The organism is Psychroserpens sp., assembly GCF_047633235.1.
GTDB lineage: Bacteria > Bacteroidota > Bacteroidia > Flavobacteriales > Flavobacteriaceae > Psychroserpens.
On the sequence record NZ_JBLIET010000003.1, the window covers coordinates 74,260 to 91,805 of the forward strand.

Sequence of the window (17,546 nt, forward strand, 5' to 3'; positions counted from 1 at the left end):
TTGATCTCTATCTTTTTAAGAAAGAAATTCAAACACACCGCAAGCACCTTGACCAGTACCAACACACATCGTTACTGCGCCATACTTACCTTGCATGTTTTGCTTACGCATTTCATCAAATAATTGTACTGATAGTTTTGCTCCGGTACAACCTAATGGGTGACCTAAAGCAATCGCACCACCATTGACGTTAATGATATCAGGATTTAAGTTTAATTCACGAATAACCGCTAGCGATTGAGAAGCAAAAGCCTCATTCAATTCAATTAATGATAAATCGTCTTGTTTTAAACCGGCTTGCTTTAATGCTTTCGGTATGGCTTTTACGGGACCAATTCCCATAACACGAGGCTCAACACCTGCAGCTGCATAATTTACTAGTCGCGCGATTGGCTCAAGATGTAACTCTTTAACCATAGCTTCGCTCATGACCATAACAAAGGCTGCACCATCACTCATTTGTGATGAGTTACCAGCTGTAACACTTCCTCCAGCAGCAAATACTGCGCGCAATTTTGCTAAAGCTTCTTTACTAGTTCCAGCACGAGGACCTTCATCTTTATTTACAACGTATGATCTTGTTGCTTTTTTACCATTTGAATCCACATAAGTTTCATCAACAGTAATTGGTACAATTTGATCTTGAAAACGATCCTCTTTTAAAGCTCGCAATGCTTTCATATGTGAATGGTATGCAAATTCATCCTGATCTTCACGAGAGATTTTAAATTGGTTGGCAACCGCCTCCGCAGTATTTCCCATTCCCCAATAATAATCTTCGTGACCATTTTTTACAATGGCATCGTAATTTAATTCTGGTTTAAAACCGGTCATAGGAACGCTACTCATGCTTTCTGCACCACCAGCGATAATACAATCTGCCATTCCCGCTTGAATTTTGGCTGTTGCCATACCAATAGTTTCTACTCCAGAAGAGCAAAAACGGTTAACAGTTACTCCAGGAACATCTACAACTTCTAATCCCATTAAAGAGATTAAACGTGCCATATTTAATCCTTGAGCACCTTCTGGCATTGCATTACCAACGATAACATCATCAATACGCTTAGGGTCTAGACCTGGCAATTCCTTCATCATATATTTGATAGTTTCGGCGGCCAATTCATCTGTTCTTTTAAAACGGAACACGCCTTTTGGTGCTTTACCAACTGCGGTTCTATATGCTTTTACTATATATGCTGTTTTCATTTTCTTAGTTTCTTAAAGGTTTACCTTTGGTTAACATATGCTGAATTCTTTCCAAAGTTTTACGTTCTGTACAAAGCGAAAGGAAAGCTTCACGCTCTAAGTCTAATAAATATTGCTCGCTTACTAAAGTTGGCTCAGACAAATCACCACCAGCCATAACATAAGCTAGTTTGTTAGCAATCTTCATATCGTGCTCGCTAATGTATTTAGAGTCTTTCATAGAATCTGTACCGACCATGAACATGCCTAAGGCTTGTTTACCAAGTACTAATACATCCTTTCTGTGAACAGGTTGTGTGTAACCAGCTTCTGCCATTAATTTAGCATGTGCTTTCGCAGTTGCTAGTTGACGATTTTTATTAACCACAACAACATCCTTTCCTTGTTGCATCAACCCTAAGTCAAATGCTTCATAAGCAGAAGTTGATACTTTTGCCATACCAATAGTTAAAAAGTATTCTTGAAGTGTATTTAATTGCACATCACCTTTTCTAAAGGTATCTGATGCTCTTAAAGCCATTTCTTTAGAGCCACCACCACCAGGGATAACACCTACACCAAACTCCACAAGTCCCATATAAGTTTCTGCTGCTGCTACAATTTTATCTGCGTGTAATGAAATCTCACAACCACCACCAAGTGCCATTCCGTGAGGAGCAGAAATTGTAGGGATTGAAGAATAACGCATGCGCATCATCGTATCTTGGAAATATTTAATTGCTGCGTTTAGCTCGTCATACTCTTGCTCTGCAGCCATCATGAAAATCATGCCTATATTTGCACCAACAGAGAAATTAGGACCTTGATTACCAACAACTAGTCCAGCAAAATCTTTTTCAGCCATATCAATAGCTTTATTTAATCCTGCTAAAACATCACCACCAATCGTATTCATTTTAGATTGGAATTCTACATTAAGAATACCATCTCCTAAATCTTGAACAGAAACACCAGAGTTTTTGAAAACTTCAGTTGTTTTTCTAACATTATCTAAAATGATAAAACTGTCTTGTCCAGGAATTTTTTCTTGTATTTTCTTCGGAATATCATAACTAAATGTTGCACCATCCTGAATAGAGTAGAAGCTGTCGCTTCCTGAAGCAACCATGTCATGAACCCAATCTGCAGATTTTAAACCTTCAGCTTCCATCATTTCAATTCCTTTTTCAACACCAATGGCATCCCAAATTTGGAAAGGACCATGTTCCCAGCCAAAACCAGCTTTCATTGCGTCATCAATCTTATAGAGCTCATCAGTGATTTCAGGAATACGATTTGAAACGTATGCGAATAATGCTGAAAAACTCTTTCTGTAGAACTCTCCTGCTTTATCTTTTCCTTTTACTAATACTTTAAAACGATCTGCAACTCTATCAATCGCTTTTGTTAGTTCTAAAGTCGCGAATTTTGCTTTTTTTGAGGGTCTATATTCAAGAGAATTTAAGTCTAGTGATAAAATTTCAGAAGAACCATCGTCATTTCTGATTTTTTTGTAGAATCCTTGTCCGGTTTTACTTCCTAACCATTTATTTTCCATCATGGTATTGATGAACTCTGGTAATTCAAACAACTCTAAACGTTCGTCTTTCGGACAGTTTTCTCTAATTCCGTTTGCAACATGAACCAAAGTGTCCAATCCAACAACATCTACAGTTCTAAAAGTTGCCGACTTTGGACGACCAATAACAGGTCCTGATAATTTATCAACGTCTTCAATGGTTAAATCTAAATCTTTGACGACATGAAATAAACTTTGTATACTGAAAATACCAATACGATTTCCAATAAATGCAGGCGTATCTTTAGCCACTACAGAAGTTTTTCCTAAGAACTTTTCTCCATATTCATTTAAGAAATCTAATACATCCAAATCTGTTTTTGGTCCAGGTATGATTTCAAATAATTTTAAGTAACGCGCAGGGTTAAAGAAGTGTGTTCCGCAGAAATGCTTCTGAAAATCTTCACTTCGTCCTTCACTCATAAACTTAATAGGAATACCTGAGGTATTTGACGTAATTAAGGTTCCTGGAGTTCTGTATTTTTCAAGTTTTTCAAAAACTTGTTGTTTGATATCTAGTCTTTCAACGACCACCTCCATAATCCAATCTACATCCTTCACTTTAGCAATATCGTCTTCTAAGTTTCCTGTAGTAATACGATTTGCGAAAGAAGGATGATAGAGTGGTGCAGGTTTAGATTTGATAGATGCAGTAAGTGCATCATTTACTAATCTGTCTCTAACAACGTTATCTTCTAAAGTTAAGCCTTGCGCTTCTTCTTTAGCGCTAAGCTCTCTAGGTACAATGTCTAATAATAAAACATCAACACCTATATTAGCAAAATGGCAAGCGATGCCGCTTCCCATAATTCCTGAACCAATAATGGCTATTTTTTTTATTCTACGTTTGCTCATCTTATTTTAAAATGTATTCTTTTTGGTTGTATATCTGTTTGTTGGAAATCATATTATTGATGACTTCGGAAACTTTATAAAAATGTTGTAGTGCTTCTGAAGATACATTCGCTTTTATCGTTTCGTTAAAAGTTAGTACTTTTTCTTTTGCATAGGCTCTTTTTTCTCTCCCAAAATCGGTTAAAAAAATGAGAACACCGCGACCATCTTCTGGATTAGGTTTTCTAATAATGAGACCTTTTTCTTGCATGGTTTTTAGTGTTCTAGAAAGGCTAGTTGCTTCCATTCCCATTTTAGGGCCTAGTGATGTTGAAGGTGTGCCATTCTCTGGGTCTATACTCAATAAAGCAAAACCAGTTGCCATGGTCGTATCAAATTGTGACGCTTCCTCATTGTACATTTTATTGACCGCTAACCAAGTAGTTCTAAGCACATAGTCAATAGTTTTATCCTTCATAATTTGAATATTGGAATTCAAATATACTAAAAAATACTATGCATGCATAGTATTTAAGAAAAAATTATGTATGCTTAAGTTTTCATATTGTGGACCTAGTAATTTAATATAGGATGTTTCCGAAGAAACAGGAAAGGTTCAACTATACGCGATAAATCTTATCATAGAGGTCTTGATAAATGCCTTTTATAATGTCGCGTTTCATTTTCATAGTAGGCGTTAATTGTCCACCACCTATAGACCAAACGTCTGGCGTGAGTTCAAAGCGTTTAATTTGTTCCCATTTACCAAAGTTCTTATTGTATTTGTCTACATCTTTTTGAATGCGGTTTATTACAATTTCGGATCTCGCTATTTCAGCATTAGTTATACCAATAGCATGCTTTTTAAGGGAAATCCAATCTCGTATAAAATCAAAATTTGGTTGGATTAAAGCTGCTGGCATTTTTTCACCTTCACCTACAACCATAATCTGTTCTATGAAAAGGGATTGTTTCATATCATTTTCTAAAAGCGGGGGAATCACGTATTTACCTCCAGAGGTTTTGAACATTTCTTTTTTACGACCTGTGATTTTTAAAAAGCCATCAGCGTCAATCTTACCTTTATCTCCCGTATGAAAATAGTCACCAGTCATAACGCTAGCTGTTTTTTCAGGATCTTTGTAGTAGCCGATCATCACATTTGGTCCTTTTATTAAGACTTCTCCATCATCTGCTATTTTAACCTCTACGTTGTCTATTGGTTTGCCTACACAGCCTACTTTATACATGTTGTCTTTATATAAACCTACAGAAACTACAGGAGAGGTTTCTGTCAATCCGTAGCCTTCCATAACTTGCATATTGGCAGCTCCAAAAACTCGAGCTAATCTTGGTTGAAGCGCCGCACTACCTGAGACCATTGTTCCCAATTCTCCTCCTAACGCTTCTCGCCATTTACTAAAAATAAGCTTGTTGGCTATTTTGAGCTGAAATTCATACCAAGCACCGTTGGCACCGTATGGTTCCCAGCGCTCTCCTAGTCTTACAGCCCAAAAGAAAAGGACTTTTTTTATGCCTGTTAGTTCTTCACCTTTAAGCATTATTTTATCGAAAACCTTTTCTAGTAATCGAGGCACCACGCTCATTAAATTTGGTTTTATCTCTTTAGCATTATCACCTATTTTATCAATACCTTCAGCATAATAAATAGATGTTCCTGCATATTGGTAAACGTAGATTAAGACGCGTTCAAAAATATGGCATATTGGTAAAAAACTCAATACACGATTTTCTCCTTCTACCAAAGGTACTCTCGGTGAACTATCCAAAGCATTACTAGTAATATTCCAGTGAGAGAGCATGACACCTTTTGGCCTTCCAGTGGTTCCAGAAGTGTAAATTATAGTAGCTAGATCTTGGGGTTGTACAGCATCTTTACGTGCTTCGACTTCTTGTTGATTACTTTCATCTTTTCCTAATTCAAATAATTCTGAATAATGCTTGCAACCTTCAATATGATTAAATGAATAGACCTCTTTGATTCTTGTATTCGCTTGAACTTTTCTTACCTTTTCTAAGACTTCTAAATCTGATACAAAGCAATAGATACTTTCGCTATGGTTTAAAACATACTCATAGTCTTCTGCACAAATAGTTGGATAGATAGGGATATTTTGTGCTCCCGTTTGAAGAATACCAATATCCATAATATTCCATTCGGTTCTATTTGTTGTGGAAATAACCGCAATTTTGTCATCTTTTTGAATACCTAAGCGCAACAATGCTCTACTTATGGTATTGGACTTGTCTAAATATTCTTTTGTAGACATGGCTTCCCATTTACCATCATACTTAGTAACCAGTGCTTTATCATTTGGTTTATGTTTTAATTGATAATACGGGAAATCAAAAAGTCTGGTTATTTCTGTCATTAAAGGATGTAATAAGATTGTATACTTGCAAAATATGAAATTAAAATGAATTTTCAAATACGACATAAAAAAAAGGGATTACTGTTAATGAACCCTTTGATTTTTTATGAATTTGATAAACGATTGCTGCATTATTTTTATCAGCATTAAAATATAATTAGAACCGACGCAACCTTTTAGCTTTTTTATCATCTATTATTTAAACAAACACTTTCCTTATGAAAAAATTAGCTGCCTTATTTATTTTATCTTTTACATTATTCACTTGCGAAAATGATGACACTCCTATTCAAGTAGACCCATTGGAAGAGTTTTTAATTGAAGGGAAAACTTACGAATTAACAAATTATAGTATTGAAAATAGTGTAGATTTAAATGGAGACAATCTGTTTTCGACAGATTTACTAGAAGAAGGTGCTGATTGTTTTGTTAATGAGTTGTTTTTTGATAACGACAATGTTTTTTGGTCTCCAACTCGAAGAACAATTGCATTTACAGTTTCTAATGGAACCCAAAATAATTACTGTGTAGAACCTGATGGAGCAATGCTTACTTATCAACAAGAAGAAAATATTATTAATATAAGTTTTAATAATCAATTTTACTACTCGGCTCAACTTACAGAAGATAGTAGTGTGCTAACTTTTATTATTCCTTTTGAATATTTATTAGGGTTTGGTTTTTTTGGAGATAATGATTTTTTAAACCAAGGTGGTGTTGTTGAAGAATATACTGGGAGTGCAACTCTCATTTACAACCTTATTGAATAGTCCTATTCAACGAGGAGAATTTTCATAATCGAAGAAAAACCCTAAAGCTTAACTTTAGGGTTTTTTTCATGCTTTTTATTTTTTCTCAACCCAAAGTCTAGCATTTACAAATGCTTCAAGCCAAGGCGATACCTCATCTGTTCTGTTTTCTGGATAATTTGCCCAATTCCATTGAAACGTAGAGCGCTCAATATGTGGCATTGTCACTAAATGCCTTCCCGTTTTGTCAGATAGCATGGCTGTGTTAAAGTCAGATCCATTTGGATTATTTGGATACCCTTCATAGCTGTACTTGGCGACAATGTTGTAGTTGTCTTCAGATTCGGGTAAGTTAAATTTTCCTTCTCCATGAGATATCCAAACCCCTAATTCTGAACCTGCTAAAGTAGATAGCATTACTGAATTGTTGTCTTGAATTCTAACAGACGTAAATGAAGATTCGTGTTTTTTAGAATCATTGTGAATCAATTTCCCATGCACTTTATGCTTTGGATTAATTAAATCTAATTCCATCCATAATTGAGCTCCGTTACAAATTCCAACAGATAAGGTGTCTTCTCTTTTAAAGAAGTTTTTTAAAGATTTTTTTGCTTTTGCATTGTATTTAAAAGCGCCTGCCCAACCTTTGGCAGAACCTAAAACATCTGAATTAGAAAACCCTCCAACTGCCCCAATAAATTGAATATCTTCTAACGTTTCACGCCCAGAAATTAAATCGGTCATGTGGACATCTTTGACATCAAAACCAGCTAAATACATAGCATTTGCCATTTCGCGTTCAGAATTACTCCCTTTCTCTCTAATAATGGCAGCCTTTGGTCTTACAGCTGAGCTAGAAATTATAGGAAGTTTACCCGTGAAATGTTCAGGGAAACAGTATTGTAAAGTTTGATTTTTATAATTGTCAAATCTATTTTTGGCTAACCCGTTAGCAGTTTGTTTATTGTCTAATAAATAAGACGTTTTATACCAAACATCTCTCAGCTCTGAAACATCTAAATCGAAAGTATCTTCATTATTTTTGATGCTTACTTTTTCTGAGTTATTTACAGTTCCTATATTGAAAAATTCAACACCATTTTCTGATAATATTTTTTCTGCGGAAATATCTGCTTGAAAAACAATACCTGCATTTTCAGAAAATAAAAGCTTTAACGAGTCCTCCTCATGTAATGCCGAGAAATCGTAATCTGCACCTAAATTTCTATCAGCAAAACAAAGTTCTAATAAAGTTGTAATTAACCCTCCGGATGCAACATCGTGACCTGCTGAAATTTTTCCTGCTTTAATTAATTCCTGAATCGTATTAAACGTGTTTTTTACAAAAGCTGAATTTGTAACGTCAGGAGCTTCATTTCCAATCGCATTTAAGGTTTGGTTAAAAGAGCTTCCTCCTAATTTAAAATCATCTTGAGAAATATTTATATAGTATATGTTTCCTCCATTTAGTTTTAAAACAGGTTCTATAACTTTAGAGATGTCATTGCAATTTGCTGCAGCCGAAATAATAACTGTTCCTGGAGATATAACGTCACCATCAGCATATTTTTGCTTCATAGACAAGGAGTCTTTTCCTGTTGGAACATTGATTCCTAAATCAATAGCAAACTCAGAAATGGCCTTTACTGCTTTATATAAACGTGCATCTTCACCTTCGTTTTTACAAGGCCACATCCAATTAGCAGATAAAGAAATAGATGCTAAATTATCCTTTAAGGGTGCCCAAATAATATTCGTTAAAGACTCTGTTATAGAATTTCTACTTCCAGCTTCTGGATGAATTAAACCAGAAATAGGAGAGTGTCCAATAGAGGTTGCAATGCCTTCTTTTCCTTTATAATCTAACGCCATTACGCCAACATTATTTAAAGGGATTTGTAGTGAACCAACACATTGTTGTTTTGCTACTTTGCCACCAACACATCTGTCTACTTTGTTTGTTAACCAATCTTTACAAGCAACCGCTTCTAACTGTAAGACTTGCTCTAAATAGATTTGTAAATTCTTAGTCTTATACCTTGGGTTTTTATATTTTCTTATGATTGTGCTATCGTTTAAAACTGTTTTAGGAGAAGATCCAAACATATCTTCTAAAGCTAAATCCATAGGTTTGTCACCTTTAGATTTTGACTCAAAAGTAAACCGATTGTTTCCTGTGACCTCCCCAACGGTATACATTGGTGAACGCTCACGCTCAGCAATTTTTTGTAAGGTATTTATATGTTTTTTGGCAATTACTAATCCCATTCTTTCTTGAGATTCATTACCAATAATTTCTTTTGCCGACAACGTTGGGTCTCCAATAGGTAATTTATCTAAATCGATTTTACCACCTGTATCTTCTACTAATTCTGATAAACAATTTAAATGACCTCCAGCACCGTGATCGTGAATAGAGACAATAAAGTTTTCTTCACTTTCTACCATTCCACGAATCGCATTTGCAGCACGTTTTTGCATTTCTGGATTAGAACGTTGCACCGCATTTAGTTCAATTCCTGAAGCGAATTCTCCTGTGTCTGCAGATGAAACTGCAGCTCCACCCATTCCAATTCTATAATTTTCTCCACCAAGAATTACGATTTTATCTCCTTTTTTAGGCGTGTCCTTTAAAGCTTGTTCTGCTTTTGCGTAACCAATTCCACCGGCTTGCATAATCACTTTATCATAACCTAGTTTTCTAGGTTTTGAGGAGCTTGAAGAGGGGTTTTCATTATGCTCAAAAGTTAATACAGAACCCGTAATTAAAGGCTGTCCAAATTTATTTCCAAAATCGGATGCTCCATTGGATGCCTTTATTAAAATATCAACCGGAGTTTGATATAGCCAGTCTCTAGCTTCAAACTTTTGTTCCCAAGGTCTCTTTTCTTCCAAACGTGAATAGGAAGTCATATACACTGCTGATCCTGCTAATGGTAAAGAGCCTTTCCCGCCAGCAAGTCTATCTCTGATTTCTCCTCCAGATCCAGTAGCAGCGCCATTAAAGGGTTCTACTGTAGTTGGGAAGTTATGTGTTTCGGCTTTGATAGAGATGACCGAATTGAAATCTTTTGTTTGATAAAAGTCTGGCTTATCTGCTGTTTTAGGAGCAAATTGTTCCACTTTTGGGCCTTTAATAAAAGCGACATTATCTTTGTATGCAGAAACAATATCATTAGGAAATTGCTTAGAGGTTTCTTTTATCATTTGGAACAAGGAAGTCGTTTGCTCTTCTCCATCAATAACAAAAGTGCCATTAAATATTTTATGTCGACAGTGCTCAGAATTGACTTGGGAGAATCCAAAAACTTCAGAATCGGTTAAAGGTCTGCCAATCTTTTTTGAAACACCTTCAAGGTATTCTATTTCATCATCATTTAAAGCTAACCCTTCTTGTTGATTATAAGCTGAGATATCTTCAATATTAAGTATGCTTTTTGGTTGGATGTCAATTGTAAATGACGCTTGATTTAAACCGTTATATGGTTCAGAAATCATTGGGTCAAAACCATCAAAGTTCTCCTTACAGTTTTCAAACTCCTCAATACGAATAATGCCTATAACACCCATGTTTTGTGTGATTTCAACAGCATTTGTACTCCAAGGTGTGATCATCGCTACACGTGGGCCAACAAAAAAAGCATCGAGAGATGCTTGTTCTAGTTTTGGTTGGTTCCCAAATAACCACGTCAACTTAGCTATGGTTTGTGCTGATAATTCTTTTGTTGCTTGAACAGCAAAGACTTTACTGTTTTGGTTTCCGAAGAAATGAATCATTATATTGTATTTAGTTGTGTTTTCTGAATTTCCAAATTTACACTTTTTAGCTATATTCTAAAGGGTTATTAGTATTGAAAATTTAGAGTTATTCACGTTTTGTTAACCAAAAAAAGAGCGCTTCTAAACTGAGATAATTTCAGTGATTAGAATCGCTCTTTTAATACGTAATTATATGTTATTGCTTGATAAGCTTTTTAGTGATAATTCCATTTTCAGAACTAAGTCTCACAATATAGATGCCTTTTGCTAATCCAGAGACATTTAATTTCTTTTGATTTGCAGTTATATTTTGAACTTTTACTCTCTTACCTAAGATATCATATACTTCTGCAGCTAATTCTTGATTAGAAATAATAGTTACTTCATTTCCATTTGCTGGATTTGGATACATCTTAAGTGTTACTTGTTCGAAGTCTGTTACAGAAAGATTTTCCCATCTGTCTTGAGCATTTGGTCCTCCCCAAATTACAGTTGCTAAATAAGGATTATCAATAAATGGATTTCTATTTCCTTGCGCAAGACTTCCATTACTTGCGTCTCCATGCCAGTCATTACGTGTGATTTCTATATCTGAAACTGGATCTTCAGCGTTCCATTCTAAAAACAAGTCGATCATGTCATCAGGAGTAGAAGCGTTACTTCCAATACCAACATTAGATGGCAGACATTGAGTACCGTAGTGTAAATACATATACATTATGATACGTGCACAATCACCTTTCCATTCATCTCCAGGGTACCATCCACCATTTGCATCTCCGGACTCTCCATTAGGGTATTGACCTGAGCTTTTATCTGCAAATTTCTGATTACCTCTTGCTCCATTTCTTTGAACATCACTAGGTCTAAGCATCAAAGCATCAGTTCCTGGGCCAGGTGGATTTGTAACAAGACTTGGGTTTGCTAAAGATCTTGGGTACACATGTTCTCTATTCCAATCACCAACATCACCACCATTATCAAATTTACCTCTAGAACGGTCTGTCGTCACATTTCCATCAGTATCATTATAACCATAAAGTAAAAGGACGTTATCTGAATTATCTGGATCTACGTCTGTAATTCTAGAAGCTACCCACACTTGGCTATAGGTTAGGAAATTAACGTGATTGTCTATTGTTAAATCAATGAGTTCGCCTTTTAGTGCAAGACCTGTAGCGTTTACTTGACTTCCATAATAAGATTGTAAATCTGTTGGAGGTGTTAATTGTGCAAAAGCAAATGAGGTTATAAAAGCAAATAATAATGTGTAAAAGTGTTTCATATATTTGGTGTTATTTTATTTAAGTATTTTCTTTTCTAATAAAGCCATGTAAAATCCATCGTATCCAGTTTTATGTGACAAAATGCTTTTATCTTTTATAAAGGTAAAATCTTTTCCTGAATCAGATGTTAAAAATTTATCAACTTGCTCTTTGTTTTCTGAGGGGAGAATTGAACATGTAGCATAAACCATTTTTCCACCATCTTTTACGATTCTAGAGTATTGTTGTAAAATCTCTTGTTGTGTAGCCTTAATGTTTTCAATAAATTCTGGTTGTAATTTCCATTTAGCATCAGGATTTCGTCGTAAGACACCTAGGCCAGAACAAGGGGCATCAATTAAAACACGATCTGCTTTATCATATAGTTTTTTTATAACTTTAGTAGATTCTATTGGTCTTGTTTCTATATTCCAAGCACCATTGCGTTTTGCTCTTCGTTTAAGCTCATTTAATTTGTGAGCATAAATATCTAAAGCGATAACTTGACCTTTATTGTCCATTAACGACGCTAGGTGAAGTGCTTTTCCGCCAGCACCAGCACAAGTATCAACGACTTTCATTCCAGGCTTTACGTCTAGAAATTCTGCTACTAGTTGTGAGGATGCATCCTGCACTTCAAAGAAACCATTTTTAAAAGATTCGGTTTTAAATACATTCGCTCTTTCTTTTAGTTTGAGTGCATTGGGATAGCCTTTGATACTTTCGGTATCAATACCATCATCAAATAAAAGCGATTGTAATTTATCTTTTGTTGTATTAAGGGTATTTACTCTTAGAATAACATCTGCTTGTTCATTTAAAGCTGTAATTTCTTTAGTCCAAACAGATTCTCCTAATTCTTTTACACCTAATTCATCTAACCAGTCTGGTATAGATTCTTTAAATTTTCGAGTTTTAGAGAGTTCATCAAAACGGCCTTTTATCTTTCTTGAAGGCGTATTTTCAAAATAACTCCAGTCGGGTAATTTTATACCTCTTAACGTTGCCCAAACTGCAAATATTCGCCAAATATTCTCTCTGTCATAAGGCGCTTTGACTTCTGCAATTTCTGTATATAAACGTTTCCATCGTACAATATCATAAGTTGTCTCTGCAACAAAACCGCGATCGCGACTTCCCCAACGCTTGTCACGCTTAAGGAGTTGTTGAATTACTTTGTCTGCATATTTGCCTTCGTTGAGGATTAATGTTAATCCGTCGATGACTGCAAAGCATAAATTTCTGTGTAAACGCATTATAAAAAAATTAGGCATGCAAAGGTACATTAAAAGTTGATATATAAAAGACTCTAAAAATTGTTATCTTATTGAAAATAAATTCAAATTTCACACAAGTTTTATTTTTGGATAGCATCTAAACCTTATTATGTAATATTTAACCACCTATTTTTGTCAGAAACTGAATTTATAACGCAATTAAAAAATCAAACTAGGGCCTCCTATAATAAGCTTATAGATGATTTTCAGCAAAAAGTATTTGCTACTTGTATCTCCTTTGTTCCTAATAGAGAAGATGCAGAAGATATAGCACAAGAGGTTTTTGTGGAGGTATTTAATTCTATTTCTAATTTTAAAGGTCAGTCTAGACTATCAACTTGGATATATAAGATCACTACCAATAAATGTTTAGAGTTTATTAGAAAGCGAAATACAAAAAAGAGATTTGCATTTTTACAATCGCTTTGGGGATATAATTTTGAAATTGATAAAACTAATTTTTTTACTGAAATGAGTCATCCTGGAATAATTTTAGAGAATAAGGAAACTAGTGAAACTTTGTTTTACGCTATTAATCAATTACCTGAAGCCCAAAAAACAGTATTCACATTACATAAGGTAGATGGTAAGAGTTATCAAGAAATTAGCGAAATCATCGAAAAAAGTGTCTCTTCTGTGGAATCGTTAATGTTTCGAGCTAAAAAGAATTTACAACGTTTATTAGAAAATTTTTATAAAAATGACAATTAGGACAAGTTTTGTGAAATTTTCACATCTAATAGAATACAATGGAAACAAATAATAACATACAGGATAAAATTGATTTGGTTTTAAATAGTGCTGACACTATCAATGAAACTCATATATCTCTGTTTTTTAAAGACAAGACGATGCAACGTTTGTTTGCTGAAAGCAAAGTAGAATCGAGTATTTGGAGCTGGTTTACGCCACAAATTCAATTAGTAACTTTGGTTTGTGTTTTGTTTTTCAATGTCTATGCAGTAAGAGAAATAAAAACTACAAATTATAACAAATCAATGTCTAGTTTTGCTTCAGATTATGGATTAACCATAGAATCTGAAACTTCATTATTTAATTAATTGCCATGAAAAAAAATAATACCTTATACCTTTTACTTATTGTTCTAATCATAATGAACGGCTTTTTCTTATTTAATTATATAGGAAGACCAGATCACAAGAGCCCCAAAGAATCTAGTGATTTTATTGCAAAAGAGTTGGGTTTTAACGACAACCAATTACAACAGTTTAAAACATTGGAAACAACGCATCATCATAATATGAGAGCTATTGGCGATGATGTAAAATCGGTTAAAAATGAATTGTTTAAGAAAATTACTGCAACGTCCATAAACCAGTCTACAATAGATAGCCTAATTGCTGTAATTTCTGAAAAGGAACAACTAAAAGAAAAAGAGTTGTTTTCTAGATTGCGACGTATTTATGAGTTGTGTGATGAACAACAAAAAGAAGAGTTTAGTGCCATTATTAAAAACGCGCGTAAATTCGATAATCGAGGACCTGAAATGCCTCGAAAACCTGAGTAATAGAATTTTTTTTATTAGAGCTAAAAAGATCTTCAAAAAATGAAGGTCTTTTTTTTGTGTTTTATTTAACATGGGTTGCCACAAGTTATTTAATGATATGACATCTAAAAGTATATAACATTCAAATTTAAAAAGATGAAAAGTAACACATTAAAAACGCTAGTATTAGTATTTGGGATAGCATTATTTATGTCAAATTATTCCTTCGGACAATCTCACGACCGACAAAAAAGAAAAGAACCACCAACGTTTAAGGAGCTATTAAAAGAAATGGATAAAAACAAAGATGGTCAACTTTCAAAAGCAGAAGTTAAAGGACCATTAAAAGAAATTTTCACAGAAATTGACACTGATGAAGATGGCTTTATTTCAGAAAAGGAATTGAAAGATGCTCCAAAGCCAGAACGTAAAAAAAGAAATAAATAAAATTTGACTGATTGGGCGGTTTTAAAGCTTAGTGAAAGATTGCGAAGCTTTTTTTAAGAAGAATATGAAACAGTCACAAGTTTTATTTTAAAACCGCATCTATATATATAACAATAACTAATTATAACAATAATCAATGAAAAATTATTTTAAAATTCTATTAGTAGTCTTATCATTATCAACAGCATTTTATACCTGTACTAGTGATGATGATGGTGCTGGAAATGGAGATACAGAAAATCAAGCACCTTCGACGTTCACAGTTACTGTAAGTTCAACTTCTGAGACTGGGGCAGCAATAAGCTGGACGCAAGCAACAGATGATGATGGAGATACTGTAACGTATACCGTAAACCTTGATGAATCTGAACAGGGTACTAATTTATCAACTCAAAATTATACGTTTTCAGGTTTAGATAATGCAACAACATATTCTGGTTCTGTTGTAGCTTCAGATGGTAATGCAGGTAATACAACAGTATCGTTTAGTTTTACTACAGATGCTGAGACTACAGCAACTGAGCTACATTTAGCCTTTGCAGAATTTGATGTCGATAACACAGATATAATGTTAAGTGGTGCTAATGTAGTTTTGGAAACCAACGGTTTGCCAAATCACACATCACCATATTGGTCTAATACAACGGCTAGAACTATAACGGGTCCTATGGGTAATACAATGACAACAGTATCAGATTCCAACCACCCTTTATGGGTAGAGCCAACAGTGACATCTCATGATCAAATGGCACCAGGGAATATAGATGATTTTAATGGTATGTTTTCATTAACCGTTTCTTCAAATCCGCAATTAGCAGCAAATTCTTCAGCAACAGGATTAGGACCTATTGGTATATCAATATCAGGTTCTGTAATCTATAACGATGAAGAAGGACCTGGCATTCCTTTAGATAATGCAGTAGGGTCTTTAGATTATACAGCAGCGCATACAGGGCCACAGAGTTACCATTATCATTTAGAACCTAAAGCATGGTCTAATGACGATGAGGAACTAATAGGAATCATCGCTGATGGATTTTTTCTCTACGGAAGGAAATGTAACTCAACAGATGACTATCCTACAGATTTAGATGCGTCTGGAGGTCATACAAGTACAACACAACACAGCGAAGGTGAAGCACAGTATCACTATCACATTCAAAACGAATTATACTTAAATCAATATTATATTTTATTCCCAGGTGATTATCAAGGAACTCCAAGTAATATTCAGTAAAACAGCGCTTATAAGCTTGTTAATTTTGATTATTGTTTCCTGTCAAGAGGAGACACATAAACCTATTGCTAGTATCGAAATTACATCAAGTGCATCGGAATATATAATAATTAATAAAAGTGCCTTAGAGTTAAAATCAAATTTAGGGTTGATGTATTATAACAATCAACCCTTTACTGGTGTTTCAGAGGTTTTTTATTCTGAAATTCTAAAGGCTGAAACTATTGAGTATAAAAAGGGGAAACGTCATGGGGTATATAAAAAATGGTTTCGCGACGGAAGGATAAGTTATGAAGCACATTATGATAACGGGCTCCAACAAGGAACTGCAAAATCGTGGTGGAAAAACGGAAAGCTACGTTCAGAAGCAAACTACGATAAAGGCATTGTCAACGGAATACAAAAGCAATGGTACAAATCTGGAAACTTATTTAAACAAATGACCATCGTTAACGGTAAAGAACAAGGTTTGCAAAAAGCTTGGAGAGATAATGGTAAAATATATAATAACTACGAAGCAAAAAACGGCCGAATTTTTGGATTAAAACGTGCTAGCCTTTGCTTTCAATTAGAAGATGAAATTGTACAAAATTAAGATCATATTGAGTTGCTTGTTAGTTGTCTCTTTTATTGCATGTAAAGATTCTAATACACAAGAAAAGACAAGTAGAGTAGATATGTTGCCGTATTATGCTGAAGCGACGTTTACACCAAATTGGTTGGATGGAGAAGATGAGAGCTTAAAGAGTTTTCATACAATCCCATCATTCAATTTAACTAATCAATTAGGTAAAACCGTGACTGAAAAAACATTTGAGGATAAAATCTATATCGCCGATTTTTTCTTTACTGCCTGTCCAGGTATTTGCCCAAAAATGACAGCTAATATGAAAGTGCTTCAAGATGAATTTTTAAATGATCATGAGATTTTGTTGTTATCGCACTCTGTTACTCCAGAAACCGATTCTGTACCAACCTTAAAACAATATGCAGAGAATAAAGGCATCATTAATAGTAAATGGCATTTGGTAACAGGAGATAGAAAACAAATTTATGACTTAGGGCGACAATCTTATTTCGCAGAAGAAGATTTAGGACTTGATAAAACAGATGAAGATTTTCTTCATACCGAAAACTTTGTACTCATAGATCAAAACAGACACATAAGAGGGATTTATAATGGCTTAAATAAAACAGCTGTTCAACAATTAATAGCAGATGTAAAAACTTTAAAAAGGGAAATTAATTGATAGTTTAATACTGATTTTTTTGAGAAGCTTCATGATTATGTCATGGAGCTTCTCTATTTTT

Annotated in this window: 15 protein-coding genes; 8 read left to right on the plus strand and 7 right to left on the minus strand. The window is 34.5% G+C overall.

The window, feature by feature from the left end; translation table 11 throughout:
• Nucleotides 1-15: 15 nt before the first annotated feature.
• The 4 genes from ACJAZK_RS01595 to ACJAZK_RS01610 all read right to left on the minus strand — a co-directional run bounded on the left by ACJAZK_RS01595 (nt 16) and on the right by ACJAZK_RS01610 (nt 5,994).
• Nucleotides 16-1,209: an acetyl-CoA C-acyltransferase gene (locus tag ACJAZK_RS01595; protein ID WP_415222279.1), complete on the minus strand. Its 1,194-nt coding sequence runs from the start codon at nt 1,207-1,209 to the stop codon at nt 16-18.
• Between the two features lie 4 nt (nt 1,210-1,213).
• The gene (locus ACJAZK_RS01600) at nt 1,214-3,622 is read right to left on the minus strand and encodes a 3-hydroxyacyl-CoA dehydrogenase/enoyl-CoA hydratase family protein (protein ID WP_415222280.1); all 2,409 of its coding nucleotides are present in this window, start codon (nt 3,620-3,622) and stop codon (nt 1,214-1,216) included.
• A 1-nt stretch (nt 3,623) separates the two neighbouring features.
• Nucleotides 3,624-4,079 carry a MarR family winged helix-turn-helix transcriptional regulator gene (locus ACJAZK_RS01605; RefSeq protein WP_415222281.1) on the minus strand — a complete coding sequence of 152 codons (456 nt, stop codon included), beginning with the start codon at nt 4,077-4,079 and terminating at the stop codon, nt 3,624-3,626.
• A 142-nt stretch (nt 4,080-4,221) separates the two neighbouring features.
• Nucleotides 4,222-5,994 carry an AMP-dependent synthetase/ligase gene (locus ACJAZK_RS01610; RefSeq protein WP_415222282.1) on the minus strand — a complete coding sequence of 591 codons (1,773 nt, stop codon included), beginning with the start codon at nt 5,992-5,994 and terminating at the stop codon, nt 4,222-4,224.
• Nucleotides 5,995-6,212: 218 nt separating this feature from the next.
• On the opposite strand from ACJAZK_RS01610, the gene ACJAZK_RS01615 reads away from it, so the two are divergent.
• A complete protein-coding gene (locus tag ACJAZK_RS01615) occupies nt 6,213-6,764 on the plus strand; it encodes a hypothetical protein (protein ID WP_415222283.1) in 552 nt (183 codons plus the stop codon).
• A 75-nt stretch (nt 6,765-6,839) separates the two neighbouring features.
• Here the strand turns inward: ACJAZK_RS01615 and purL are convergent, their stop codons facing one another.
• The 3 genes from purL to ACJAZK_RS01630 all read right to left on the minus strand — a co-directional run bounded on the left by purL (nt 6,840) and on the right by ACJAZK_RS01630 (nt 13,023).
• The gene (gene purL, locus ACJAZK_RS01620; RefSeq protein WP_415222284.1) at nt 6,840-10,520 is read right to left on the minus strand and encodes a phosphoribosylformylglycinamidine synthase; all 3,681 of its coding nucleotides are present in this window, start codon (nt 10,518-10,520) and stop codon (nt 6,840-6,842) included.
• Nucleotides 10,521-10,698: 178 nt separating this feature from the next.
• Nucleotides 10,699-11,787, minus strand: a complete 1,089-nt coding sequence (locus tag ACJAZK_RS01625) for an endonuclease (protein WP_415222285.1) — start codon at nt 11,785-11,787, stop codon at nt 10,699-10,701.
• A gap of 15 nt (nt 11,788-11,802) precedes the next feature.
• Nucleotides 11,803-13,023 carry an RsmB/NOP family class I SAM-dependent RNA methyltransferase gene (locus tag ACJAZK_RS01630; RefSeq protein WP_415222336.1) on the minus strand — a complete coding sequence of 407 codons (1,221 nt, stop codon included), beginning with the start codon at nt 13,021-13,023 and terminating at the stop codon, nt 11,803-11,805.
• Nucleotides 13,024-13,176: 153 nt separating this feature from the next.
• Here ACJAZK_RS01630 and ACJAZK_RS01635 point away from each other — a divergent pair, with 153 nt between their 5' ends.
• The 7 genes from ACJAZK_RS01635 to ACJAZK_RS01665 all read left to right on the plus strand — a co-directional run bounded on the left by ACJAZK_RS01635 (nt 13,177) and on the right by ACJAZK_RS01665 (nt 17,485).
• A complete protein-coding gene (locus tag ACJAZK_RS01635) occupies nt 13,177-13,755 on the plus strand; it encodes an RNA polymerase sigma factor (protein ID WP_415222286.1) in 579 nt (192 codons plus the stop codon).
• A 38-nt stretch (nt 13,756-13,793) separates the two neighbouring features.
• The gene (locus ACJAZK_RS01640) at nt 13,794-14,105 is read left to right on the plus strand and encodes a hypothetical protein (RefSeq protein WP_415222287.1); all 312 of its coding nucleotides are present in this window, start codon (nt 13,794-13,796) and stop codon (nt 14,103-14,105) included.
• A gap of 5 nt (nt 14,106-14,110) precedes the next feature.
• Nucleotides 14,111-14,572, plus strand: a complete 462-nt coding sequence (locus tag ACJAZK_RS01645; RefSeq protein ID WP_415222288.1) for a hypothetical protein — start codon at nt 14,111-14,113, stop codon at nt 14,570-14,572.
• 135 nt (nt 14,573-14,707) lie between these two features.
• A complete protein-coding gene (locus ACJAZK_RS01650; protein WP_415222289.1) occupies nt 14,708-14,998 on the plus strand; it encodes an EF-hand domain-containing protein in 291 nt (96 codons plus the stop codon).
• 136 nt (nt 14,999-15,134) lie between these two features.
• Nucleotides 15,135-16,235: a YHYH protein gene (locus tag ACJAZK_RS01655; protein ID WP_415222290.1), complete on the plus strand. Its 1,101-nt coding sequence runs from the start codon at nt 15,135-15,137 to the stop codon at nt 16,233-16,235.
• 16 nt (nt 16,236-16,251) lie between these two features.
• A complete protein-coding gene (locus tag ACJAZK_RS01660) occupies nt 16,252-16,830 on the plus strand; it encodes a toxin-antitoxin system YwqK family antitoxin (RefSeq protein ID WP_415222291.1) in 579 nt (192 codons plus the stop codon).
• A complete protein-coding gene (locus ACJAZK_RS01665) occupies nt 16,811-17,485 on the plus strand; it encodes an SCO family protein (protein ID WP_415222292.1) in 675 nt (224 codons plus the stop codon). The genes ACJAZK_RS01660 and ACJAZK_RS01665 overlap by 20 nt, the downstream gene beginning before the upstream one ends.
• The last annotated feature ends 61 nt before the right edge of the window (nt 17,486-17,546 follow it).